The following is a 24,586-nucleotide window of genomic DNA, read 5'->3' on the forward strand; positions in this document are numbered from 1 at the left end:
CGTGGCTGAGATCCAGGTGCACGAGCCCGCCCCCACGCGCGCCGACGGGGGCGGGCCGCGGCCTGCCGACAGCGAACACACGCACGACTCGCTGTTCAAGAACGCCTACTTCCTCATGCTCAGCACCGGCGTGTCCGCCGTGCTGGGCCTGGGATTCTGGCTGGTGGCCGCCCGCTACTACTCCGAGGAGGCCGTCGGTCAGGGCTCCGCCGCGATCGCCGCGATGCGGCTGCTCGCCAGCATCACGGCGACGACGATGATCGGGGCCGTCGTGCGCTTCGTCCCGCGCGCGGGACGGGAGACCGGGCGCCTGGTGTGGGGCACGTACGCGGCCAGTTCGCTGATCGTGGCGCTGGCCGCCGCCGTCTTCCTGCTCACACTCGACGCCTGGGGAGCGTCGTACGCTCCCCTGGGCACCCCCATGGCGGGGGCGGTGTTCGTCGCGGCGTGCGTGGCCTGGGCGCTGCTCACCCTCCAGGACGGCGTGCTCACCGGACTGCGCAAGGCGGAGTGGGTGCCGGCCGGGAACGCGGTGTTCTCGGTCGGGAAACTTGCCCTGCTGGCCGTCTTCGCCGGCACGCTGCCCGTCCTCGGCATCTTCGTGTCCTGGGCGGTGGCGATCGCCTTCTCCACCCTGCCGCTGGGCTGGCTGATCTTCCGCAAGCTCATCCCGGGCCAGGCGGCACACGACCGCGAGAAGGAGCCTCCGAGACTCCGCGACATGGGCCGCTTCCTGGCCGGGGACTCGCTGGGCGCGCTGTTCAGCCTGGCCATGATCAACCTGTTGCCGGTGATGGTCGCGGTCCGCTTCAGCGCCGCGGAGAACGGCTACTTCTACGTTGCGTACACCGTCGGCGGCACGATGGAGTTCATGGCCATCAACATGGCCTCGTCCCTCACCGCGCACGCCTCGCACGACCCGCGCCAGCTCGCCGACGGCGTCCGGGGAGCACTGCGGCGCATGACGCTGCTGCTGGTCCCGGTCGTGCTGGTGCTGGTCCTCTTCGCCCCGTACATCCTCACGCCCTTCAGCCCGGACTACGCCGAGCACGGCTCCACCGTGCTGCGGCTGCTCGCCCTCGGCGCGCTGCCGCGGGTCGTGGTGGAGCTGTACATCGGCGTGCTGCGCGTCCAGGGGCGCACTGGTGTGCTGGCCGCGCTCCAAGGCGCCATGTGCGCCCTGGTGCTGGGCAGCGCGGCCGTGCTGTTCACCCCGGCCGGGATCGCGGGCGCCGGCTGGGCGGTGCTGCTGAGCATGACGCTGATCGCCGTCGTCTCCACGGTCGGGCTCCGCGCGGCACTGCGCCACGACGACACCGCGCCCGCCGTCCGTACGCCCGCCGACCCCTCCTACGGCACCCGCTGGGCCAAGCTCAACGCCACCGCCGGGTACGGCACGACCTGGGCCCGCCGGGCCGCGTACCAGCCCAAGGACGGTGACGAGGACACGGTCACGCTGTTCATCGGCCGGCCGGGGTACGAACGCGAGGCGCTGCAGGCGGACACGCTGGCGCTGATCGTGCGGCCGGAGGGGCCACCCCGGGAACCACCGCACGGGCCCGGGGAACCACCGCACGAGCCCGGAGGACCCCTCACGGACCAGGAGCCACAGGAGCGGCGGCTCAGAGGCGCCCTCTGGAGCCTGCTCGGTGTCGCCACCGTCTTCTTCCTGGCACCGCTGCGCGACCTGCCCTGGCTCGGCGACGCCTCCGAAGCGGCGCTGACCGGACGTCAGCTGCTGGAGTGGCTGCCGTTGCCCTCGCTCACGGCGGGGGGCCTGCTGCTCGTGGTGTTCGTCGCCGCCCTCACGCTGTGCACCCGGCGCGACCCGTGGCTGCCCGGCACGGCGCTGTACGCCGCCCTGCTCGCGCTGTACACCGCACCGGTCGCCCTCGGGCGGGAACCGCGACCGGTGGACGGGGCGTTGTACGAGAAGACGGCCGGCTTCCTCGCGGACACGCTGGGGCTCGACGGACCCGAGCCGCTGCTGCGCTGGGCACCACCGGTCTGCCAGCTGCTGTGCCTCGTGCCGCTGTGGCTGCTGCTCGCGAGCGCGGGCGGGCGGCTGACGTGGCCGGGGCGCTGGGGGGTTCTGTATCTCGTCGCGGTCGGCGGCTGGGTGTGGCGCGACGCGCTCGCACCCGTCGCGCCGCCCCTGCTCGCCGTCCTCGTCCTGCTCCTGCTGCTCCGCCGCGCCGCGTCGGCGTGGACGCTCTCCCGCTCCAGATCCAACCGAACGGCCGACGGACCATCGCGCGGCCGGCCCAGCGACTGATCACGATCCAGCGCCGAACAGAGCCGAATCGCCAGGGGGGAACCACCGTGCGTCCGCCAGCAACTCCACGGGAGAGATCCACGCCAGAGCCCACACCTGCCCGGGACCAAGCGGACTCGTCGGCTCCCCACCCCGAGACCTCCAGCCAGTCCTCCAGCCCCTCTTCCTCGGAGTCGTCGAGCCCCGCCCATGAGCCCGTGACGGACCTGTCCGATCTGCCTCCCGTCTGGCCCGGGCGCCGCGCCCTCGCCTGGCCCGGCGTTCCGCTGTTCGCCGCGCTCGCCCTCTGGGTGTACGCCGTGCGGCACACCGACGTCTCGCGGCTCGACGACTACGGCCTGGTCACCGCGCTGCACCCCACCTTCTGGGCCGGCCTCGCGGTGCTCACCACCGGCTTCTGGTTCACCGTCCGCGATCCGCGCAGGCGGGGCGGCTGGGCGGCGGCGTACGTCCTCGGGCTGCTGGTGATGGAGCGGGCCACCCAGGCCGTGGTCTACCCGACCCCGCTGTACGCCTGGGCGTGGAAGCACGAGGCGGTCATCGACCATCTGCTGACGGCCGGCGGTCTGCAAACGGCCGACCAGGTCGGCGACATGGCGGTGTACGACCAGTGGCCCGGCTTCTTCGCCGCCCAGGCCGCCCTGGTGCGGCTGCTCGGCGTGGACTCGGCCGCGATGTTCATGGCCTGGTGGCCCCTGGCCTCCAGCCTGATGCTGCTGCTCCCGCTGCTGCTGATCTACCGCACCTTCACCGAGGACCGGCGGCTGATCTGGACGGCGGTCTGGCTCTTCTACGTCGCCAACTGGGTCGGGCAGGACTACTTCTCGCCCCAGTCCGTGGCCTACGCGCTGCATGTCGGCGTCCTGGCCGTCGTCCTGCGCCGCTTCGGCCGGTCCGCCGTGCGGCGCGGGCAGCCCCGGCAGGCCGTGTGGACGGTGGTGATCACCGTCATGCTCGTGGCGATCGTCATCTCCCACCAGCTCACCCCGGGCATGCTGGTCGTCTGCCTGCTCGCCCTGTGCCTCAGCCGCCGTTACCGCGACTGGGTCCCGGTGGTCACGACCGTCGTGATCTTCCTGGCCTGGTGTCTCACGGCGGCGCTGCCCTTCCTGTCCGCCGCCATGCCGGACATGATCCGCTCGGTCGGCGACGTCGGCGCCAACGTCGAGACGGGGTACGGCGCCACCCCGACCGGCACCGGAGCGATCGCGACCTCCTGGGCGGCCCGGCTGCTGTCCGGCTCCGTCCTGCTGTTCGCGGCCGTCGGCGTGCTGCGCCAGCGGGTGCTGCGGCACCGCGCCCGGCCGCTGCTGCTGATCGCGGCGGCCCCGCTGCCGATGTTCGCGGCCAGCAGCTACGGCAGCGAGATGATCTTCCGGGTGCTGCTCTTCATGCTGCCCGGCGCCGCGTTCTTCGCCGCCGCGGCGCTGCTGCCCAAGGTCCGCACGCTGGCCGCCGACGCCGCCGCGCGGGAAGCCGGCAGCCGGCAGGCCGCCCCCGCCAAGGTCGGGCGCCGGTGGCTCGGCGTCTGGGTGCCGCTGGCCGCACTGCTCGGCGGAACCCTGGCGTTCGTCCCCGCTTACTCCGGCAAGGACCGGATCAACTACTTCCCGCCGCAGGAAGTGGCCCTCGTACGGCAGCTGTTCGACCAGGCGCCCGACGGCTCGCTCGTCGTGGCCGCCAACCGCAACTACCCGCTCGCGTACGCCTCCTACTGGAGCGTCGACCACTACTGGTTCCTCGACGACGCCCGCAGTCACGTCGACCGGATCGTCCAGAAGCCGGCCGCCACCCTCGCCAGTGACATGGCCGGGGTGGAGCGGCCGGCCCGGGCCTACTTCCTGCTCACGCAGGGGCAGTTGGCCAACTCCGAGATGAACGGCCAGCTCACCGAGGCGCAGCTGGACCGCGTCCGGAAGTCCGTCGCCGCCTCACCGCGGTTCCGGCTCGTGGCGCAGAACAGCGCCGGATGGCTCTACGTACTGAAGCAGGCTGGGGGAGCGGAGCGATGACACCGCAGGAACTCGTGGTCCGGATGCTGCCGCCGTTCGGCGGCTGGCTCGCGCTCGCCGCGCTCGCCCTGCCCGGCGGATCGCCGCTGCGGGGCGCCGCGGTCGTCCTCTTCCTGGCCGCGGGCCCCGGCGCGGCGATGGTCAGAGTCTGCGCCCCCGCACTGGGGGCGCGGCCCGCCGAAGGGCCCGTCGAGCGCCGGGACCCCGACTTCGCACGCCACTCCGACCTGCTGGAGCGGCTGATGCTGGTGCTGTTCATGAGCATCGGTGCCGTGATGCTCGTCGCGACCGTCCTGATCGCCACGCACACCTTCAGCGCGCAGCGGGTGCTGCTGACGCTGACTCTGCTGACCACGCTCGCCGCGTTCTGTCCGCCGCTGCGCGCCTCCCCGCAGCCGAGGACGACGCCGAGTACACCGAAGGGTTCCGCTCAGTGAGGTTCAACCGTCCCCACCGATCCGACCGGCCCCACCGATCCCACCGTCCCTTTCTCCGCGACCCGAACACGACCGAGAAGCAGCCGGCCGCCGGCCCGTTCGCATCGAGCCGGCGCCGTCTGCTGATCACGTCCGCCACGGTCGTCAGCGCGGTCCTGGTCGGCGCACTCGCCCTCCGGAACGCCTCCGGACCGGACCCCCAAGGCGCCGGGTCCAGGGCGGACTGCCGTCCCACGGCACTCCTGGAACCGCCCTGCGGCGCCTGGTTCGGCGCGTTCGTGCCGCACGAGCGCGGCGACCTGCCGGAGAAGGTGCGCGCCTACGAGAAACGCGTGGGCCGCGAGCTGGACATCGTGTACACGTACCACGACATGTCGCTGCCGCAGGGCACCCGCCGCGAGGGCCAGCTGCTCACCCCGGAGGAACGGCGCGTCGGCGAGGACCACCTGCTGCTGCTGTCCTGGGAGAGCAAGTGGTGGGGCGGCACGAAGAAGCAGCAGCCGACCTGGAAGCAGATCGCGTCCGGTGAGCTGGACGACGAGGTCATCGACGTCCAGGCCCGGCGCATCAAGGACTACGGCAAGAAGGTCTTCCTCTCCTTCGACCTGGAGATGGACACCCGCACCCCGGACAACGGCACCCCCGCCGAGTACGTGAAGGCGTACCGGCACATCCACGACCGGTTCCGCGAGCTGGGCGTCGACAACGTGGTCTGGACGTGGATCACCACCGGCTATCTCGACCACGCCGACGAGATGAAGCGGATGTATCCCGGCGACGAGTACGTCGACTGGATCGGCTACAACCAGTACAACTACTACCGCTGCCACAACACGGGCTGGATGACCTTCGCGCAGACCCAGAACGCCGCGCACGACTGGATCCGCGAGAACCTATCCGACGACAAGCCGCTGATGCTCTCCGAGTTCGGCACCGCCGAGGACTCGGCCCGCCCGCAGCGGCAGGCCGAGTGGTACGCCCAGGTGCCCGGGGTGCTGAAGGGCCTGGAGGGCGTCAAGGCCGCCCTCCAGTGGAACTACCGCGACCCCGGACCGCACTGCAACCTGGCGCTGGCGAACGACGCGGCCTGGGACAGCCTGCGCGAGGCGGCCGCCGACCCGTACCTGAACCAGCCGCTCAAGTAGCCCACCGGTCGGCCGGGTCAGCCCGCGAACTCGGGCCCGTGCACCACCGCACGGGCCCGCCGGTACCACCGCCAGGCGATCGTCTTCGGCCCGTCGCGGTACGGCGCGACCCGCGCGCCCGCTCCCGCCAGCCAGCCCTCGACGTCGGCGACGGTGTGGGTACGCCGGACGATGAGCCGGGCGATGCGGTACCGCTCGTCGTGGTCGGAGCTGAGCGCGTGCCGTACGGCGGTCGCCGTCTCGTAGCCGGCCCGTGCCGACATGGCCCGCACCCGCGGGCTGTTGTAGCCGTGCGGATAGGCGAGGTGGCGGACCTCGTGCCCTAGGGCGTCCTCCAGCACGGCCTTCGACGTGCGCAGTTCGTACGCCAGGTCCTTGCCGGACAGGGTGTCGAGCTGTGCGTGGGTGACGGTGTGGCTGCCGATCTCCATGCCGGAACGTTCCAGCTCCGCCGCCCGGTCCAGGGTCATCATCGGGGCGGGCGGCAGCAGACTGCGGCCGCCCGGGGCGATGGCGCCGGTGGTGAGATAGGCGGTGGCGGGCAGCCCGCGGCCGGCCAGCGTCTCGGCGGTCGGGCCGGGCAGATCGGCGAAGCCGTCGTCGAAGGTGAGCAGCACGGGCCGGGGCGGCAGGGGCGCCCGCCCGGCCAGATGACCGGCGATCGCGCTGATCGTGACGGGCGTCCGGCCGCTGTCGGCGATGGCGTCGAGGTGGGCCGCGAACTGCTTCGGCGTGACCGTGAACTCGGCGATCCACTCGGGCGGGTCGTCCATCACGGCGTGGTACAGGAAGACGGGGATGGCCGGGGTCCCCGAGGGCGATATCGGCCCCTCACCACGCGTACGCGCCGACGTCCTCATCTCGCCCCCCGGACAGTCGCGCCCGCCGTCGCGCGCAGCGCCCGCCGCGCCCGCACATAGCCGACAGGGCCGTACAGCATCCCCCTGCGCTGCAACCGCGACAGCCGTCGTGGCCAGGGATGCGTCCGCACGTCGTGGTCACCCGGCGCCCCGCCCCCCTCCGTCTCGCGCACGGCCGTCAGCGTCCGGGCGTGGGCGAGGCCGCGGGGCAGCCGCGCGAGGAACGCCGGCAGCAGCGCGGGCCGGTTCACCAGCACCGCGGTCAGATAGGCGGTGAGCCCGGCGCCGTAGCCGTACGCCTGGGTCTCCAGGTCCCGCCAGGTCTCCCGGTGGTGGTGCCACACCAGTGCGGACGGCGTGTAGCGCAGCCGGTGGCCCTGGGCCAGGACACGGACGAAGCCGTAGAGGTCGTCGCCGCCCCGGGCGGCCGTACCGGCACCGGTGGCCGGGTCGAAACCGCCGACGGAGCGCAGCACCGCCGTACGGAACGCCATGTTGGCGCCGGAGCCGAACCGTCCCGCCGTGAACGGGAACAGTGGTTCGTCGCCCGGCGGACGCGCCGGGTCGTACGTCCTTGGAGTGAAGCCTTTCGCGAAGCCGCCGTGGCTCTCCAGCAGCACCTGGGCCGGGGTCGTCAGCCGCGCGGGCAGGATCAGCCCGGTGGCGCAGCCGAGTCCGGCGTCGGCGGCGAAGGGCGCGGTCAGCTCGGTCAGCCAGCGCGGGTCGGCGACCACGTCGTCGTCGGTGAAGGCGACCACCTCGCCCCGGACGGCCGCGAGACCCGTGTTGTGCGCGACCGCGAGGCCGGGCACCCGCTCGCACACGTACCGCACGCGCTCGGCGTACTTCCGCTCGACCAGTTCCCGCGTCTCGTCCGTCACGGGCGCGTTGTCGACGACGACGATCTCGAACCGCGGATGGTCCTGCGCCAGCAGCGAGTCCAGCGCACGGGTCAGTTGCCCGGCCCGCTCCCGGGTCGCGACGACGACACTGGTGTACGGAGGCTCACCAAGCTCACTGGGCTCACCGGCTTCCGCGCACGCGGAAAGAAGGGGCGCGCACTCCGCCCGCGCCCGCTCCGCCAGCACCACCTGCGCGTCCGCCCCCTCCGGTACCCGCCCGAGCAGCGTGCCCACGGGCCGCCCACCCCGGCGGACCAGCACGAACACCTCGCCGTGCGTCACCGGCGGGCTTCCCGGACCGGGGCTGAGCACCGCCTCGTCGCCGTCGAGGTCCAACTCGGCGATCTGCACCGCCCCGATGTCCAGGAACCGCCGTATCTCCTCCCGCGCACGCGACGAACGAGCCATGCGCCCCTCACCCCCCACTCGTGTCAGGTACGAACTCGCGCTCAGGTACGGCGCAGCCGAGCCGCGCCCTTCAGGGTCCGCGCGGCCAGCGCCGCGAGCCGCGGCCTGCCGCGGACGAAACTGTGCGCGCGGCGCGCCGGCTCGCGGCTCAGCCAGTGCAGCGCCGCGCCCGCCCCCGGCCGCGTCACCGCACCCTCGTACACGGGCAGTTCACCCGTCCTCAGCGCGTCCTTGTACTCCGCCGCGCCGCGCCCCAGGTCGAGCATGCCGATGCCCTCGGCGGCCGCCGCCTCGGCCATGCGCAGGTGCAGCACCAGCCCCGGCGAGTACTTCGCGAACTCCGGGTCGTAGGCCGGGAACCAGCAGGCCAGGACGGATGCCGAGCGCAGTCCGAAGTGCGCGGCGACGGGCCGCTCCCCGGCGTACAGCACGGACAGCGTGCCGGCGCACTCCGGTGCCCGGGTCCGGGCCAGCCGTCCCACGAGCCGGGTGATCCACTCCCGTGCGAAGCGGTCCTGCCGGCCCGTCCTGCGGTACTGCGCCGACTTCCACTCCATGAGGGTGCGCAGCGCGGCCGGGTCGCGTTCGTCGAACACGAACCGCGGCTCGCCGACCTGCCGGCCCAGCTTGCGCTCCTTGGCCAGGGTGGTCTTCAGGAACTTCGGCGACTGGGCGCGCAGCACCGACTCGTACGTCTCGTAGCCCTTCTCCACGTCGACGACGTAGGTGGCGTGCTCCTCGGCCGCGTACCGGACGAACAGCCGCTGCTCGGCCTCCAGGTTGTCGAAGGCGAAGCTCGACACCGAGCAGGCCTTGAGGAGCCGGCCCGTGTCCAGGTCCAGGCCCGGCCGCAGGATCGCCCCCTGCGCGTCCGAGACGCCGAGCCCGATCGCCCGGCCCTGCCCCAACGGGCCCCGTTCATAGGGCAGGAAGCCGACCGGCTCCAGCCCCTCGTACACCACCGCGACCCGTGCCCGCGGCCTCACCAGGCCGACGGCTTCGGTGAACTCCGGCTCCATGAAAGGGTTGCGCGGTGCCTCGGAGGCAGCGCGCAGTGCGCGCCAGCGCTCCTTTTCCCCTTCGCCGAGCTCCCCGGGCCCAGCCACGCGAATGCGCCCACTGCTCAACCCGACCCCCCGATCAAGTCCCCCCTGGACACATGGAAGGTACCGCTCGAGACGGCCCCGACGGTAGGTAGCGGACCATGTTGTTGCCAACTGGTACAGAGGCCTTCAACCGGGCAATCGGCGTGCGCCGGGGGATGAAACGAAGGGGCGCGCTGTCCGTATTCTCTGATCATGGCCGCACCCATCGCATATTCACTCATCGCCACCGACCTGGACGGAACGCTGCTGCGCGGCGACGACACCCTCTCCGACCGGTCGCTCGCCGCGCTCGCGCGGGTGGCGGACACCGGTGCCCAGCACCTCGTGGTGACGGGCCGGCCGGCGCCGCGTGTGCGACCGCTCCTCGACGACCTCCGCTGCACGGGGCTCGCGGTGTGCGGGCAGGGCGCGCAGGTGTACGACGCGGGCGCGGACCGGCTGCTGTGGTCCATCACCCTGGACCGGGAACTGGCGGAGACCGCGCTCGGCAAGATCGAGGCCGAGGTGGGGCAGGTGTACGCCGCGGTCGACCAGGACGGAGTCGACGGCCTCACGCTCATCGAGCCGGGCTACCTGATGCCGCACCCGACCCTGCCGGCCGTACGGGTCGACCGGCGCGACGATCTGTGGGGCGAGCCGATCAGCAAGGTGCTGCTGCGCCACCCCTACCTGACGGACGACGAGTTGGCGGCGACGGCCCGTTCGGTGGTCGGCTCACTGGCGACGGTGACGATGTCGGGGCCCGGCACGGTCGAGCTCCAGCCGTGCGGTGTCACCAAGGCGACGGGCCTGGCGCTGGCCGCCGAGCATCTGGGGCTGCGGCCGGCGGACACCATCGCCTTCGGTGACATGCCCAACGACATCCCGATGTTCGACTGGGCCGCCCACGGCGTCGCGATGGCGAACGCCCATCCCGAACTCAAGGCCGTGGCCGACGAGATCACCCTGTCGAACGAGGACGACGGCATCGCCGTCGTCCTCGAGCGACTGCTGGGCGGGACGGCTCAGTACGGGCCGTTGACGTTGTCGATCGAGCCGTAGCGGTCGGCCGCGTAGTTGCAGGCCGCCGTGATGTTGGCGACCGGGTCGTACGGGTCCCACGACGTGCCGTCCACGTGGTAGGCCTGGAAGGTCGGGTCGATGGTCTGGAGCAGGCCCTTGGACGGGGTGCCCGCGACGGCGTTCGAGTCCCAGTTGTTGATCGCCTGGGGGTTGCCGGACGACTCGCGCATGACGTTGCGGTAGATGCCGTCGTACGACCCCGGAATGCCCTTCTGCGCCATGATGTCCAGCGCCTCGCGGATCCACCCGTCGAGGTTGTTGGCGTAGGTCTTCGCGGAGGCCTGGGTGGCCTTGGCGACGCCACCGGGCTTCGCGGCCGGCTTGGCGGGGGCGGACGACGTGGTCGCCTTCTTCGCGGCGGCCGCCTTGGTCGTCGACACCTTCAGCTTCAGGCCCGGGTGGATCAGCTTCGGGTCGTCGCCGATGGCGGAGCGGTTGTCCTTGTACAGCTTCTTCCAGCCGCCCGAGACGTCGTACTTGTCCGCGATGCGGTAGAGGGTGTCGCCCTTGGTCACGGTGTACGTGAGCGACTTGGGCTGGGCCGCCCGGTGCACGGACTGTGCGACGACGGGTGCGCTCTGCGGCGCCTCGGCGGCGCTCGCGTAGGTGGCTCCGAGGAGCGGGAGGGTGAGTGCCGCTCCGCCGGTGCCGGCGATGGCGACACCTCGGGTGAGCGGGTTGGTTCTGGGGCGACGGTGCTTGCCTCGTCCGGCCATGGCGAAATTCCTCTCCGGCGCCTGCGAGGTGAGCTGTCGGGTTCGGGCCGGGAGGTGCCCGGCCGCGTACGGCGGTGTACTGCCGTGCGCGGCTTCACCCCGAGCCGTGCCGCTGTGCGGACCGGCGACTTACCTGGGTCCCCCGCTCCTGCCCTGCGTGAGTGAGTCGGTTCGTGTGGGGGTCCGGGCGGTGGCAGGATTCGGCGTCCGCCGGACAGGCCGGGAACGTATGCGAGAGCACATGTCGGGAACAAGCACCGGAGTCACATATCGCGTGGTTGACCTTGGTCGGGGGTGTTTGGTCCGCTTGATCCTTTGCGAGAGCCAAGGCTCAACTGGCGTTCGGCTGAAGGGGGTACGGGTCGATGCCGGGGTGGGGCGGCAAAGGGGTTAACGTGATTCAACTCACTGATCACAAGCCTGTGGGGCAATTCCCGCCAATGGGAATTTGCTCAATCATCATGGCAAATCGTGTATATCTCACTACCTCCTGGTAAGTCGATAAATGTCTGTTCTTATGAGTTGATCGAAAACATAACGGTCGTGATCAGATACCACCCGGCCTGTAACCATGGGCGCTGGCGGTGATCGAAACGTGACCGGATACGCTGACTCGAGTGATGGCAGCGACCTATCGACAATCCGCGTAATCACCGGCAGACACAGCAGACAGGAGACCCCTCGTGACCGACGTCGGGCCGTTCGGGCTGAGCGTGCGGGACCAGGCTCTGGAAGCCGATGTCCAGGCCGGGTTGGCGGCTGTCGAGGAAGGCTTGTTCGAGGCCACCAAGAGCGAGGTGCCCTTCATCACGGAGGCCGCCCAGCACCTGGTGCGGGCCGGCGGCAAGCGGTTCCGTCCGCTGCTCGTGATGCTCTCCGCCCAGTTCGGTGACCCGTACGCGCCCGGGATCGTGCCGTCGGCCGTCGTCGTGGAGCTGACCCACCTGGCCACGCTGTACCACGACGACGTGATGGACGAGGCGACGGTGCGCCGCGGGGTGGCGAGCGCGAACACCCGCTGGGGCAACTCCGTCGCGGTCCTCACCGGCGACTTCCTCTTCGCCCGTGCCTCGCACACCCTGGCCGACCTCGGTCCGGAGGCGGTGCGGGTGCAGGCCGAGGCGTTCGAACGGCTGGTGACCGGACAGATCCTGGAGACGGCCGGACCGCAGGACGGCCGCGACCCCGTCGAGCACTACCTGGACGTGCTGGGCGGCAAGACCGGTTCGCTGGTGGCCGTGTCGTGCCGGTTCGGCGCGATGATGTCCGGTGCCGACGAGACGACCGTGGACGTGCTGACCCAGTACGGCGAGCGGCTCGGCGTCGCCTTCCAGCTCGCCGACGACGTCCTGGACATCGCCTCCGACTCGCACGAGTCCGGCAAGACGCCGGGCACCGATCTGCGCGAGGGCATCCCCACGATGCCGGTGCTGCGGCTGCGCGAGCGGGCGGCCCGGCTCGGGCTCGCGGACGACATCGCCCTGTGCGAGCTGCTGGACTCCGACCTCACCGACGACGAACGGCACGCCGAGGCCCTGCGCCTGCTGCGGGTCCACCCGGCGCTGGAACAGGCCCGGAAGGACACCGTCCGCTACGCCCAGGACGCCCGCTCGGCGCTGGCCCCCCTGCCCGAGTGCGCCGCGAAGACGGCACTCGTGGAGCTGTGCGACGCGGTGGTGCACCGGGCCGGCTAGCCCCGAAGCGGCCCGAAGCGGCCCCCCGTCCCCTACGGGTCGGGGGAGGAGCCGCGCCTCCGTGTCATACCCCAGCAGTACGTGGAGTTGAGTCCGGGGTCTGACGTATTTCCCTGGCCGATTTGGTCAGATGGACACCACGGAAAACACCACTCCTCACCTGTTCGGGTGAGAATGGCGGCTCAGGGACGAGTGCGTGGACGACACGGACAGCCGCCGCCGACCACGGAGGTAGGGCACACATGGCACCGTACGCATCCGACGACAGCACGACCGCCGGGGAGGTCGACGAGCCACGTTCCGGACGGCGCAAGGCCGCACGGTACGTCGTACCGGTCACGGTGATGGGGGTGGCGGCCGCGACGATCGGGCTGGTCCCCGCGCTCGCCGACTCCGGTGACCCCGACCTTCCGAAGATCACCGCACAGCAGCTCATCGAGAAGATCGCGAAGTCGGACGTCCAGCAGCTGTCCGGCACCGTGAAGATCAGCACGGACCTCGGGCTGCCGGACCTCGGCGGGCTGGAGAGCAGCCTGATGTCCGGTGCCGCGAGCCCGGACGGGGGCGGCTCCTCCGCCGACCCGACGGCCAAGCTCACCGAACTGGCCTCCGGCACGCACACCCTGCGCGTCGCGGCCGACGGCCCGGACAAGCAGAAGCTGTCGCTGCTGGAGAACGCCGCCGAGTACAGCATCGTCCACAACGGCAAGGACGTCTGGGCCTACGACAGCAAGTCGAACGAGGTCCACCACGGCACGGCCTCCGAGAGCGGCAAGGACCAGCGGCCGCCGGCCACGCCGAAGGACTTCGCCGAGGAGGCCCTCAAGGCCGCCGACGACACGACCTCCGTGACCGTGGACGGCACCGCCCAGGTCGCCGGCCGGGACGCCTACAAGCTGCTCATCAAGCCGAAGCAGTCCGGCTCGACGGTCGGTGCGATCACCGTCGCCGTGGACGCGAAGACGGGCACGCCGCTGAAGTTCACGCTGACCCCGGCGAGCGGTGGCTCCGCCGTGGTCGACGCGGGCTTCACCCAGGTCGACTTCGCCAAGCCGGCCGCGTCGACCTTCGACTTCACCCCGCCGAAGGGTGCGAAGGTCACCGAGGAGAAGGCCTCGGAGCCGAAGGCGCCCGGCAAGGCCGAAGCGCGCGAGCACGCCCCGAAGTCCCTCCCGAAGTCCGAGGAGGACCTCGGCAAGGGCCTCGACGGCATGAAGACCATCGGCGAGGGCTGGAACTCCATAGCCACCTTCGACACCGGCGGCGAGGGCGTGCCCTCCGGCGAGGCCGGCGGTGACCTCGGCGGCTTCGTGAACTCGCTCGGCGACAAGGTCACCGGCAAGTTCGGCTCGGGCACGGTCTTCTCGACCCGCCTGGTCAACGCCCTGATCACGGACGACGGCAAGGTCTATGTCGGCCTGGTCACCAAGGACGCGCTCGTGAAGGCGGCCGACGCCGGCAACTAAGTCCCGAACGGCTACAGGACGTCGCGAGAACCACAGGGCGTCGAGAGAACCACGGGACGTCGAGAGAACGAGGAAGCCGATGGGCGAACCGTCCGCCACGGAGCCCGAGCGTGTGCCGGAGCCGAGCGGCGCGGATGCCGCGGCCGGGGAACCGGTCATCGCCACCCGCGCGCTCACCAAGCGCTACCGCGGCGGACAGCTCGCCGTCGACGGTCTCGACCTGACCGTCCCGGCGGGCAGCGTCTTCGGCTTCCTCGGGCCCAACGGCTCCGGCAAGACCACCACCATCCGCATGCTGATGGGCCTCATCGAGGCCACCTCCGGCACGGCGCGGGTCCTCGGGCAGCCCATGCCCCGGGCCACCCGCGCCGTGCTGCCGCACGTCGGCGCCCTCATCGAGGGCCCGGCCCTCTACGGCTTCCTCTCCGGCCGCGACAATCTCATCCGGTACGACTCGGCCGACCCGGCCGCCGATCCGCGCACCCGGCGGGCCCGGGTCGCCGCCGCCCTGGACCGGGTGGGCCTGACGGCCGCCGGGGGAAAGAAGGCCAAGGCGTATTCCCTGGGCATGAAACAGCGCCTGGGCCTCGCGGCCGCGCTGCTCCAGCCCCGCCGGCTGCTGGTGCTCGACGAGCCGACCAACGGCCTCGACCCGCAGGGCATGCGCGAAATCCGCACCCTGATACGGGAGCTGGCCTCGGACGGCACGACCGTCTTCCTCTCCTCCCATCTGCTCGACGAGATCGAGCAGGTCTGCACCCACGCGGCCGTGATGGCCCGGGGCCGTCTGATCACGCAGGGACCGGTGGCGGAGCTGTCCGCAGGGGCGCGCGGCCGGCTGGTGGTGACCACGCCGGACCCGGCGGAGGCGGCCCGGGTGCTGAAGGAGCAGGGCGTCGGCGATGTCGTCGTCACCGACGACCGGGTGACCGGCGAACCCCCGGACCGCGACCTCGCCGAGGTGAACGCCGCGCTGGTGACGGCCGGGGTGCGGGTGCGGGGCTTCACGGTCGAACGGGCCTCGCTGGAGGACGCGTTCGTGGCGCTGACGGGGGAGGGGTTCGATGTCGCAGGCTGAGACCGCGGGGGCCGTACGCCCGGTGAGCCCGCTGTGGACCTTCGGGCTGCTGCGCAGCGAGCTCACCACGACCTTCCGGCGCTGGCGCACCCTCGCGCTGCTGGCCGTGCTGGCGGGCGTGCCCGTCCTGGTCGGCATCGCCGTCAAGGTGGAGACCAGTGACGGTTCGTCGCCCGGCGGTGGCGGCGGCGGAGGCCCGGCCTTCATCTCGCAGATCACCAACAACGGCCTGTTCCTGGTCTTCACCGCGCTGGCCGCCACCCTCCCGTTCTTCCTGCCGATGGCGATCGGGGTGATCGCGGGCGACGCGATCGCCGGCGAGTCGAACGCAGGCACGCTCCGCTACCTGCTCGTCGCACCGGCCGGCCGCAGCCGTCTGCTGCTCACCAAGTACGCGACCGTCGTCATCTTCTGCCTGGTGGCCACCCTGGTGGTCGCCGTCTCGGCGCTGACGGTCGGCGCGCTGCTGTTCCCGCTGGGCGACCTGACGACCATCTCCGGTACGCGGATCAGCTTCGCCGAGGGCCTGGGCAGAGCCCTGCTGATCGCCCTGGCCGTCGCCGCGTCACTGATCGGCGTCGCGGCGCTCGGCCTGTTCGTGTCGACCCTGACGGGCAGCGGCATCGCGGCGATGGCGACCACCGTCGGTCTGCTGATCACGGTCCAGATCCTCGACCAGATCCCGCAACTGCACGCCCTCCAGCCGTACTTCTTCTCGCACTACTGGCTGTCCTTCGCCGACCTCATGCGCGAGCCGGTCTACTGGGACGACCTGACGAAGAACCTCGGCCTCCAGGCCCTGTACGCGGCGGTGTTCGGCTCTGCGGCCTGGGCCCGGTTCACGACGAAGGACATCACGGCCTAGAGGTCCCTCGCCGTGAGGGGCCGGGGCTCACTTCTCGTAGAGGAACCGGGCGGGCGGTGCCTCCTGGGTGAAGAACGTCTTCGCCCGGGTCAGCGCCTCGGTGTCGTTCAGCACGTCACCGGGCTTGCTGCCGTTGCCGAGCAGCACCCCGCCGAAGCGCATCCCCATGTACGCGGCCGAGTTGTGGAGCGTCCCGATCAGCGGGTCGGCGACCACCTCTTCCCGGTGCGCGAGGGCGGTGACGCCCCACAGGGTGCGTCCGGCCAGGGTCGCCTTGAAGTCGAGGCCGGGCGTGCGCAGCCAGCCCGACCAGTAGTCCAGGTAGCGCTTGGTCTGTGCGGAGACCGAGTACCAGTACAGGGGCGTGACGATCACGATGTCCGTCGCCGCGAGCGTGGCGTCGAGCAGCAGGGCGAGGTTGCCCTCGGTCGGGCGGACATGGTCGCTGTCGTGGCGCAGGTCCTCGAAGTCGGGTACCGGGTGCTCGCTGAGGTCGAGCCACTGCTGTTCGGCGTCCGGGGGCAGTTGCTCGGCGGCCCGGCGGGCCAGCAGCTCGGAGTTGCCCTCGGCGCGGGCGCTGCCCAGGACGAAAAGGAAGCGGCGGGTCATGGTGTCCCCCAGAAGAAAGGCGTACGGCGATTACGCGCGCTTGCATCATATGCGTGCGCATTCAAATCCGCCAGGGGTGGCCGACCGGAGTGCCGTCAGCTCCCGATACGCGCCTCCGCCTCCCGCGCCACGGCCAGCAGCAGCGCCTCCCGCCCGTGCGGCGCCACGAGGTGCAGCCCGGCCGGGCAGCCGTCCTCACCGAAGCCCGCCGGGAGGCTCAGCGCCGGATGCCCGCTGAGGTTGAACGCCCAGGTGAGCGAGGTGGAGTAGCGATCCCCCGGCCCTTCGTGGCCGTGCGGCGCGGTGGGTGCCGTGGGCGTCAGCAGCAGCTCCGCGTCGTCGAACAGCCCGGCCAGCCGCCGGTCGTTCTCCGCCCGGACACGGTGGGCCTCGGCCAGGTCGGCACCGGGCGTGCGCAGGGCGAGCCACGCGGGCCCGGGGTCCATGAGCCGCAGCGGCACCCGAGGTCGTACGAGCCGTACGACGCCCGCCGCCACGAGTCGTTCCACCGTGGCCCTGGCGAGGGCGACGGGCTCCGGATCGGGCCCGGCGAAACCGAGGTCGGGGGACCAGACGGCGGTGACGGGCAGGGGCGGCAGGACGGGCTCCGGCTCGCCCGTCACCACCTGCCACCAGCCCGCCGCGTCCGACGCCGAGCGGGCGAGCACGCCGGGGACGGCAAGCCCCGTACGGTCGGCGGAGGGCAGCCGCCCGGCCGTGGTCTTCAGGCCGACGACCCCGCACCACGCCGCCGGGATCCGCACCGACCCGGCCCCGTCGCTGCCCGTCGCCAGGGGCACCAGCCCGGCCGCCACCGCCACCGCCGACCCGGCCGAGGAACCGCCCGGCGTACGGTCGGCCCGCCACGGATTGACGGTCCGGCCGCGCGCACCGAGCCCCCAGGTCTGCCAGGGCGTCCCCGGCCCGGGCACGGAGGTCGCACCCACGACGACCCCTCCGGCCGCGAGCAGCGGCCCCGCCGCCCGCATCCCGTGCCGCCCCTTCACCGCGACCGGCACACCGGCGAGCGGCAACGACCCGCCCTCCATGAGCCTGTCGGCGACACCCCCTGACCCTTGGGCACCACTCGTGCGAGGGGCATCCCCGGATGTCTCGGCATCACTCGTGCGAGGGACGCCCCCGAGCCTGGCGGTCGCGCTCCCGCGGGGGACGTCCCCCGGCCCGTCGGGGGCTTCGCCCGCGCGCCGGAGGTGCCCGGAGTCGTCAGCTCCACTCGTACGGGGGACATTTCCGGAACGCCCGTCGAGCAGCGCGTCCACCTCGCCCGCCCGTCGCAGCGCCTCCTCGTGCCACACCTCGACGAAGGCGCACAGCTCCGGATCGGCCCGATCGATCCGCTCCAGCGCCGCCGCGACCACGTCCACCGCGCGCAGCTCCCGGGCCCGTACGCCCGCCGCGATCTCCCCGGCCGACAGGGGCACGGCCGTCAGCGTGCCGCTCCCGTCAGCCTGGCCAGGGGTGCCGTCTCGCGCGGCGGGTGGCCCAGTTCGCCGAGCCGCCAGGACGGCACCCACGGCACGCGGTACACGTCGATGACCGCCTCCAGGGACTTGACCCGCTGGGCGAGCGGGCGCGGCAGCCGGCCCGGGGCGTCCGCCACGAGGACGACGCCGTCGAGGTCGAGCCCCGGCGGAGCCTGACCGCGCCGGAAGATCTCCACCGCACCGGCGACCGTGTCCAGCCCGGCCGCGTGCGTCCGGGCGACCAGCAGCACCGACGGCGGATCGCCCGGCCCGGGCCAGGCGCGGCCGCTGTCATGACCGCCGTAGACCGCGGCGAGCGTGGAGACGCCCGCGCCGCCGTGCGTGCCGACCCAGGAGAAGCGCCGGGCCGCGGCATGGGCGTGGGCCGGCTCCGGCGGTCCCGGCTCCGGGGTGGTCACCGGGCCGCGGAGCCAGATCTCCGGGCCCTGTCGCATGCCTGTCTGCATGCACCTCTCCTCCCTCGTACTCCCGATCTTCATGCCAACCGGAACAACGCGCGCCGGGGCATACAGTCCTTGGGACGAGCCTGTGACACCGCGGTGACGTGAGAAACGGGAGCGAGCGGACACACTCGACAGTAGGTGTTCGACGCCGAGTGAGGGGACGATGTCGCGACTCAGCCGCGAGAAGAAGCGGGAACAGAAGCAGGCCGCACACGCGGCGACCCCGGCGGCGCCGATCGACGTCCATGTCCCAAGGGCAGGACACGGCGCCGGGCCGGGTGCCGTGGCGGGTGCCGGTGTGGCGGGCGTGTCCGACGGTGCGTCCGTCGGCGGCGTCCCGGTCTACGCGGCCCCCGGTGAGGAGATCCACAAGGCCGTCCTGAACCGCCTCCACCACATCGCCCTCGCCACCGGCCATGCCGTTCTCGCCACGATCCACGACGAGCGCATCGGCTACGTCGTCCCCCTCCAGGTCGACCCGGACGGCTCCAGCCACTTCACGGCCGAGCCGGTCCGTACGACACCGCCGGAGGGCGCCGTCGCCGGACGCCCGCCGGAACCGCCGACGGCCGGCGCGGCCACGGAACCGCCCATGGCCGGCGCGGCCACGGAACCGCCCATGGCCGGCGCGGCCACGGAACCGCCGATGACCGGCGCGGCGACGGTGTGGCCCGCCGCCGGCGCCGCTGCCGAGCCGCCCGAGGCCGGCCCGGCGACGGAGCTCCCCACGCGGGGCCCGGCGACGGAATGGCCCCAGGCGGGCCCGGCTACGGAGTGGCCCGAGGCGGGCGCGGCTGCCGAGCCGCCCCTTCCGGAGCCCGGACCGATGCCACCCGCGGCGGAGCAGGAGTCCCCGCGCAGCGACAGCGCCACACACGTCCTGCGCCCTGTACCGGGGTCCGGCGATCTCGGCGCGGCCCCGACCTTCCCGCTGCGCGCCGTACAGGAGCCGCCGCGGCCCGCCACACCGGAAGGCGCGCCTCCGGGCCCGGCCGCACCGCCCGGCACCGTCGCGCCCCCGACCGGTGAGTTCGGGCCGCCTCCGCCCATGGATGTGAGGCCGCTCCCCGTCCCCGAAGCCGGTCCCGCCGCCGAGCCCCGGCGCAGGAAGCCCGACCCGGTGCTCGAAGCGGAGCTGCTCGCCGACCTCGACGCCAAGCCCACCCCCGCACGCGGCTTCGACGCCGTCGCGGAGGCCATGTTCGGGGACGAGACTCCCGGCACCCCGGGGGACTCCGGTGCCCCTGCCCTCGTCGCGGAGCCGATCACGCGGATCAACGAGGCCGTGAAGGAGGGCAGGATCGACGCGGCGGCCGGGCTGGCGGAGCAGACCGTCGCGCAGGCGTCGGCGACGCTGGGGCCGGAGCACTCCGAGGTGCTCCGGCTGGGTGAACTCAGCGCGTACATTGCCTACTTGGCGGGCGACCCGCTCCGCGCCTTCCGGCTGTCGCTCGATCTGGCCGGTGCCCGCCGCCGTACGGGGGACGCGGAGGCCGCCTACGGCAACGTGCAGAGCGCGGCCACCGCCTGGCGGGCGGTGCGCGACCCGGCGCTGGGGCTGGAGCTGGGGCGCGACCTGATCGGCCTGTGGACCGAGCTCGCCGCCGTGGACGGCCCGGCCGCCGAGGAGATCGAGCAACTGGAGTCGGCCCGGGCCCGCATGGGCCGCCTCACGGAACGCGCCCGCGACCAGGAGGGGTGACCCGGACTACTCCGACAGCTCCCACACCGCGTACGCGACCGCGTCGCTGTTGCGGTCGAGGGCCGTGTCGTTGATGTTGGCGGTGGTGTCGCAGGAGGAGTGGTAGCAGCGGTCGAAGGCCTGCCCGGCCGTACCGCCCCACTTGGCCACCTGCGCCGCCGTCTTCGCGCGGCTGGCCCCGGTGAACAGGCCGCCCACCGGCACGCCGGCGCTCTTGAAGGGCGCGTGGTCGGAGCGGCCGTCGCCCTCGGTCTCGATCTCGGTCGGGACGCCGAGGCCGGTGAAGTACTCCTTGAAGGTCTTCTCGATCGCCGGGTCGTCGTCGTAGACGAAGTAGCCGGGGTTCGGGGAGCCGATCATGTCGAAGTTGAGGTAGGCGCTGATCCTCGAACGGTCTCCGGTGGCCAGCCGGTTGACGTAGTAGCGGGAGCCGACCAGACCGAGTTCCTCCGCGCCCCACCAGGCGAACCGCAGATGCTTGGTGGGCTTGTACTGCGCCCGGGACACGGCGAGGGCGGTCTCCAGGACGGCGGCCGAGCCGGACCCGTTGTCGTTGATGCCGGGCCCGGAGGAGACGCTGTCGAGGTGCGAGCCGGCCATCACGACCTGGCTCGTGTCACCGCCGGGCCAGTCGGCGATCAGGTTGTAGCCGGTGCGGCCAGAGGCGGTGAACTGCTGGAGCGTGGTGGTGAATCCGGCGGCGTCCAGCTTGGCCTTCACGTAGTCGATCGAGGCCTTGTAGCCGGTCCGGCCGTGCGCGCGGTTGCCGCCGTTGGCGGTGGCTATGGACTGCAGCTGGGTCAGATGGGCCTTGACGCCCGCCAGGGGCAGGTCGGGCGCCGCGGCCGGTCTCGGGGGAGCGGACGCGGCATCGGCCACGGCGCCACCAGTCAGGAGCATGACAGCCGCTATGCCGCCTGCTGCCACGGCACGCGCGGAAACGGAGAGCTTCATGTGGGGACTCCGAGTTCCTTCGGGCAGCCCGTGGGGTGTCCGCAGGCCGCCCACGGTGAATGGGGTGCCTGGATGGTGAAGCTGATACTGACTCTCCGTCAAGACCCCGAACAGGCCAGGGCGTTGTGAGGACGGCCGGTGTTCGCCGGTGTCACTGCACGCAGAACTCGTTCCCCTCCGGGTCCGCCATCAGGGCCCACTCGCCGCCCTGTTCCGCCACGCGCCGCAGCACCCTCGCCCCGAGGCCTTCCAGCCGCGCGACCTCTTCCTCGCGCCGCCCCTCGCCCGGGTGCAGATCGAGATGGAGCCGGTTCTTGACCGTCTTGGTCTCCGGCACCCGCTGGAACAGCAGCCGCCGCCCCAGCCCGGTCCCGCTCTCCTCCTCGAACGGGTCCTCGGGGTGCCGTACGGCGATCAGGTCCCGGAAGGCGTGACGGCCGTGCGACTCGACGACGAGTTCCTCCGGCACGACGCCGGCGCCGAGCAGCTTCCCGATGAGGACGCTGTTGTCCTCGACCTCGTAGTGGAGCGCGGCGGCCCAGAAGTCGGCCTGCGCGTGCGGGTCGTTCGCGTCGATGACGACCTTCCAGTGCACGGGGGCGGGACGTGCCGGTGTCTGTGTCATGTACCAGTTATACGGCGCGGGTGTCGTACGCGGTCCGGGCCGCGGCGATCTCGTCCTGGTGTTCCTCCGTCCAGGTCACCAGGGACTGGATCGTGGTGTGCAGCGTCCTGCCGAGGGAGGTCAGTTCGTACTCGACCCGCGGCGGCACCACCGGGTGCACGGTCCGCTTCACCAGGCCGTCCCGCTCCAGCGACCGCAGGGTCACCGTCAGCATCCGCTGGCTGACCCCGTCGATCTCCCGGCGCAGCTCCGTGAAGCGCAGCCGCCGGTTCTCCAGCAGCGCGATGACCAGCAGCGACCACTTGTCGGCGATCCGGTCGAGGATCTGCCGGACCTGGCAGTCCTCCCGGGTGTCCCACTGGAAGGGATCGGCGTCGCCGTAGTCCACGGTGCTCTCGCAGTTACTCGGTGACTTCGAAGTGCCTTCTTCCATGTCTGTCGATGCTGCCGCAGGGTGGTCATGGTTACAAGAGGGAACTGACCCTCAGTTGCGTAACCGACTACTGGCGGAGGAGTGTGGACTGATGGGCACCCGTGCCTGGGCGCTGCTGCTCGTTCTGTGCGGAACGATCTTCCTCGAAGGCATCGACGTCGCGATGATGGCGGTGGCGATCCCGGCCATCCGCTCCGACCTGGGGCTGGGCACCGACACCGCGGCGTGGGTGATGAGCGCCTACGTGCTCGGATACGCCGGCTTCACCCTCCTGGGCGGCCGGGCCGCCGACCTGCTCGGCAGGCGCCGGATGTTCCTGCTCTGGCTGGCCGTCTTCCTCGCCTTCTCGGGGCTCGGCGGCTTCGCGACCGACGGCTGGATGCTGGTCGTCGCCCGGTTCGTCACCGGCGTCGCCGCCGCCTTCATGACCCCCGCCGCGCTGTCCCTGATCACCACGTCGTACGAGCAAGGCCCGGAGCGCAACAAGGCCCTGCTGATCTTCGCGGGGACGGGTGCGGCCGGCTTCTCCCTCGGCCTGGTGATCGGGGGTCTGCTCACCGAGTTCGGCTGGCGCTGGGTGTTCTTCGCGCCCGTGCTGCTGGCCGCGGCCCTGCTCGTCGCCGCCGTACGGCTGATTCCCCGGAGCGATGTCCCGCCGGCCCGCCGGGGCACCTTCGACCTGCCCGGCGCGATCACCGCCGCCGGCGCGATGCTGCTGGCCGCCTACACCGTCGTACGCCTGGAACACGGCCTGCGCGACTGGCCGCTCACCGCGGCCTCGGGGCTCGCGGCGCTGCTCCTGGCCGGTGCCTTCGTCGCGGCCGAACGCCGCTGCCCGGACCCGCTCGTCCGCCTCGGCATCCTGCGTCAGGGCCCGGTCGTGCGCGCCGACCTGGGGGCGCTGCTCTTCCTCGGCGCCTTCTTCGGCTTCCAGTTCATCGTCACGCTCTACCTGCAGGAACTGCGCGGCTGGTCGTCCCTCCAGACGGCGCTGGCCCTGATCGTCATGGGCATCGACGCCGTCCTCGCCCCGACGCTCACACCGCGGCTGGTCGCCCGCTGGGGCAACGCCCGCGTGATCGTCGGCGGTTTCGTCCTGGCCGTGGCCGCGTACGCGCTGTTCCTGCCGGTCGGCATGGACTGGTCCTACGCCGCGATGTTCCCGACGCTGTTCCTCGCGGGCCTCGCCTTCGCCCTGGCCTACGGGCCGCTGACGATCGCGGCCACGGACGGGGTCGCCGAGTCGGAGCAGGGGCTGGCGGGCGGGCTGCTGACCACCGCCACGCAGTTCGGCTCCGCGATCGGCATCTCGGCGGTGACGGCGGTCTACGGCTTGGCGTCCACCGGGTCCGGCCCCGAGGCCACGCTCTCGGCGTTCCGGGCGGCGCTGGTCGTGCCGGTCGTCCTGGTGGTGCTGGGCACGCTGATCTCGTCGGTGAGCGCGCGGGCGGCGCGGCGGGCGGTGCGCAGCGCGTCCCAGGTGAGCAGCGTCAACGCCAGCCACACCAGCGCGAACCCGGCCCAGCGCTCCGGCGGCATCTCCTCGTGGAAGTAGAGGATGCCGAGCAGGAACTGGATGACCGGCGTCGAGTACTGCAGCAGGCCGATGGTGGACAGGGGGACGCGGATGGCGGCCGCGCCGAAGCAGACCAGGGGCAGCGCGGTGACGATGCCGGCCGAGGCGAGCAGTGCCGCGTGTCCCGCGCCCTCGGTGGTGAAGGTGGAATCGCCCTGCGCGGTCAGCCACACCAGGAAGCCGAGCGCGGGCAGGAACTGGATCGCGGTCTCGGCGGCCAGGGACTCGATGCCGCCGAGGCCCACCTTCTTCTTCACCAGCCCGTACGTGGCGAAGGAGAAGGCGAGGCAGAGGGAGATCCACGGGGGCCGGCCGTAGCCGATGGTCAGGACGACGACCGCCACGCAGCCGGTCCCGACGGCCGCCCACTGCACCGGCCGCAGCCGCTCCTTCAGCAGCAGCACCCCGATCGCGATGGTGACCAGCGGGTTGATGAAGTACCCGAGCGAGGCCTCGACGACGTGCCCGGAGTTCACGGACCAGATGTACAGGCCCCAGTTGACGGTGATGACCGCCGCGGCGACCGTGATCAGCGCCAGCTTGCGCGGCTGGCGCAGCAGCTCTCCGGCCCAGGCCCAGCGGCGCAGCACGAGCAGGGCGGCGCCCACGAAGACCAGCGACCACACCATCCGGTGGGCCAGGATCTCCACCGCCCCCGCCGGCTTCAGCAGGGGCCAGAACAGGGGGACGAGCCCCCACATCCCGTAAGCCGC

21 protein-coding genes, 1 pseudogene and 1 riboswitch are annotated in these 24,586 nt (G+C 72.1%); of the genes and pseudogenes, 11 read left to right on the forward strand and 11 right to left on the reverse strand.

Features of this window, described 5'->3' with window-relative positions; genetic code table 11:
- Position 1 precedes the first annotated feature (1 nt).
- The 4 genes from OHU35_RS25415 (at position 2) to OHU35_RS25430 (ending at position 5,869) form a co-directional block, all read left to right on the forward strand.
- Positions 2-2,275, forward strand: a complete 2,274-nt coding sequence (locus OHU35_RS25415) for a lipopolysaccharide biosynthesis protein (RefSeq protein WP_372498817.1) — start codon at positions 2-4, stop codon at positions 2,273-2,275.
- A 197-nt stretch (positions 2,276-2,472) separates the two neighbouring features.
- A complete protein-coding gene (locus tag OHU35_RS25420) occupies positions 2,473-4,287 on the forward strand; it encodes a glycosyltransferase (protein WP_189728607.1) in 1,815 nt (604 codons plus the stop codon).
- Complete coding sequence (locus OHU35_RS25425; protein ID WP_189728609.1) at positions 4,284-4,724, forward strand: hypothetical protein; 441 nt, start codon at positions 4,284-4,286, stop codon at positions 4,722-4,724. Before OHU35_RS25420 ends, OHU35_RS25425 begins: the two co-directional genes overlap by 4 nt.
- Complete coding sequence (locus OHU35_RS25430; protein WP_229873318.1) at positions 4,721-5,869, forward strand: glycoside hydrolase family 26 protein; 1,149 nt, start codon at positions 4,721-4,723, stop codon at positions 5,867-5,869. The genes OHU35_RS25425 and OHU35_RS25430 overlap by 4 nt, the downstream gene beginning before the upstream one ends.
- A 17-nt stretch (positions 5,870-5,886) precedes the next feature.
- Here OHU35_RS25430 and OHU35_RS25435 read toward each other — a convergent pair whose 3' ends face one another.
- The 3 genes from OHU35_RS25435 to OHU35_RS25445 all read right to left on the reverse strand — a co-directional run bounded on the left by OHU35_RS25435 (position 5,887) and on the right by OHU35_RS25445 (position 9,151).
- Entirely contained in the window at positions 5,887-6,642 is a 756-nt protein-coding gene (locus OHU35_RS25435) for a polysaccharide deacetylase family protein (protein ID WP_189728611.1), read from the reverse strand.
- Between the two features lie 83 nt (positions 6,643-6,725).
- The gene (locus tag OHU35_RS25440; protein WP_189728613.1) at positions 6,726-8,039 is read right to left on the reverse strand and encodes a glycosyltransferase family 2 protein; all 1,314 of its coding nucleotides are present in this window, start codon (positions 8,037-8,039) and stop codon (positions 6,726-6,728) included.
- A 41-nt stretch (positions 8,040-8,080) separates the two neighbouring features.
- Positions 8,081-9,151, reverse strand: a complete 1,071-nt coding sequence (locus OHU35_RS25445) for a GNAT family N-acetyltransferase (RefSeq protein WP_372498822.1) — start codon at positions 9,149-9,151, stop codon at positions 8,081-8,083.
- A gap of 186 nt (positions 9,152-9,337) precedes the next feature.
- Between OHU35_RS25445 and OHU35_RS25450 the strand changes: the two genes are divergently transcribed.
- Positions 9,338-10,186, forward strand: coding sequence for an HAD family hydrolase (locus OHU35_RS25450; RefSeq protein ID WP_189728616.1), 849 nt, complete (start codon positions 9,338-9,340; stop codon positions 10,184-10,186).
- Here OHU35_RS25450 and OHU35_RS25455 read toward each other — a convergent pair.
- Positions 10,150-10,923 (reverse strand): LysM peptidoglycan-binding domain-containing protein, encoded by a 774-nt coding sequence (locus tag OHU35_RS25455; protein WP_189728618.1) that lies wholly within the window; start codon positions 10,921-10,923, stop codon positions 10,150-10,152. The genes OHU35_RS25450 and OHU35_RS25455 overlap by 37 nt on opposite strands.
- 5 nt (positions 10,924-10,928) lie before the next feature.
- A riboswitch (cyclic di-AMP (ydaO/yuaA leader) is annotated at positions 10,929-11,105 on the reverse strand.
- Positions 11,106-11,606: 501 nt separating this feature from the next.
- Here OHU35_RS25455 and OHU35_RS25460 point away from each other — a divergent pair.
- The 4 genes from OHU35_RS25460 (at position 11,607) to OHU35_RS25475 (ending at position 16,026) form a co-directional block, all read left to right on the forward strand.
- Entirely contained in the window at positions 11,607-12,617 is a 1,011-nt protein-coding gene (locus tag OHU35_RS25460; protein WP_189728620.1) for a polyprenyl synthetase family protein, read from the forward strand.
- Between the two features lie 242 nt (positions 12,618-12,859).
- Entirely contained in the window at positions 12,860-14,083 is a 1,224-nt protein-coding gene (locus OHU35_RS25465; RefSeq protein ID WP_405507012.1) for a LolA family protein, read from the forward strand.
- A 79-nt stretch (positions 14,084-14,162) separates the two neighbouring features.
- Positions 14,163-15,161 carry an ABC transporter ATP-binding protein gene (locus tag OHU35_RS25470; RefSeq protein WP_189728624.1) on the forward strand — a complete coding sequence of 333 codons (999 nt, stop codon included), beginning with the start codon at positions 14,163-14,165 and terminating at the stop codon, positions 15,159-15,161.
- Positions 15,148-16,026, forward strand: a complete 879-nt coding sequence (locus OHU35_RS25475; RefSeq protein ID WP_405507013.1) for an ABC transporter permease — start codon at positions 15,148-15,150, stop codon at positions 16,024-16,026. The genes OHU35_RS25470 and OHU35_RS25475 overlap by 14 nt, the downstream gene beginning before the upstream one ends.
- A gap of 27 nt (positions 16,027-16,053) precedes the next feature.
- Here OHU35_RS25475 and OHU35_RS25480 read toward each other — a convergent pair whose 3' ends face one another.
- From OHU35_RS25480 to OHU35_RS25490, 3 genes are all read right to left on the reverse strand, one after another.
- Positions 16,054-16,635, reverse strand: a complete 582-nt coding sequence (locus OHU35_RS25480; RefSeq protein WP_189728628.1) for a flavodoxin family protein — start codon at positions 16,633-16,635, stop codon at positions 16,054-16,056.
- A gap of 95 nt (positions 16,636-16,730) precedes the next feature.
- The gene (locus OHU35_RS25485; protein ID WP_405507015.1) at positions 16,731-18,077 is read right to left on the reverse strand and encodes an amidase; all 1,347 of its coding nucleotides are present in this window, start codon (positions 18,075-18,077) and stop codon (positions 16,731-16,733) included.
- A gap of 5 nt (positions 18,078-18,082) precedes the next feature.
- Positions 18,083-18,586, reverse strand: a complete 504-nt coding sequence (locus OHU35_RS25490; protein WP_189728630.1) for a DUF6668 family protein — start codon at positions 18,584-18,586, stop codon at positions 18,083-18,085.
- 160 nt (positions 18,587-18,746) lie between these two features.
- On the opposite strand from OHU35_RS25490, the gene OHU35_RS25495 reads away from it, so the two are divergent.
- The gene (locus tag OHU35_RS25495) at positions 18,747-20,285 is read left to right on the forward strand and encodes a tetratricopeptide repeat protein (protein ID WP_405507017.1); all 1,539 of its coding nucleotides are present in this window, start codon (positions 18,747-18,749) and stop codon (positions 20,283-20,285) included.
- Positions 20,286-20,291: 6 nt separating this feature from the next.
- Here the strand turns inward: OHU35_RS25495 and OHU35_RS25500 are convergent, their stop codons facing one another.
- From OHU35_RS25500 to OHU35_RS25510, 3 genes are all read right to left on the reverse strand, one after another.
- A complete protein-coding gene (locus OHU35_RS25500) occupies positions 20,292-21,239 on the reverse strand; it encodes a M28 family metallopeptidase (RefSeq protein WP_189728634.1) in 948 nt (315 codons plus the stop codon).
- 151 nt (positions 21,240-21,390) lie between these two features.
- Positions 21,391-21,864 carry a VOC family protein gene (locus OHU35_RS25505; RefSeq protein WP_189728636.1) on the reverse strand — a complete coding sequence of 158 codons (474 nt, stop codon included), beginning with the start codon at positions 21,862-21,864 and terminating at the stop codon, positions 21,391-21,393.
- A 7-nt stretch (positions 21,865-21,871) separates the two neighbouring features.
- Positions 21,872-22,297 (reverse strand): helix-turn-helix domain-containing protein, encoded by a 426-nt coding sequence (locus OHU35_RS25510; protein WP_189728638.1) that lies wholly within the window; start codon positions 22,295-22,297, stop codon positions 21,872-21,874.
- A 166-nt stretch (positions 22,298-22,463) separates the two neighbouring features.
- Here OHU35_RS25510 and OHU35_RS25515 point away from each other — a divergent pair.
- Positions 22,464-23,543, forward strand: a pseudogene (locus OHU35_RS25515) (MFS transporter); the annotation flags it as partial.
- An 80-nt stretch (positions 23,544-23,623) separates the two neighbouring features.
- Here OHU35_RS25515 and rarD read toward each other — a convergent pair.
- Positions 23,624-24,574 (reverse strand): EamA family transporter RarD, encoded by a 951-nt coding sequence (gene rarD, locus OHU35_RS25520; RefSeq protein ID WP_405509324.1) that lies wholly within the window; start codon positions 24,572-24,574, stop codon positions 23,624-23,626.
- Between the last annotated feature and the right edge of the window lie 12 nt (positions 24,575-24,586).

Origin of the sequence: Streptomyces purpurascens, assembly GCF_045040895.1 — a bacterium.
In the GTDB taxonomy this organism is placed as follows: Bacteria; Actinomycetota; Actinomycetes; order Streptomycetales; family Streptomycetaceae; genus Streptomyces; species Streptomyces purpurascens.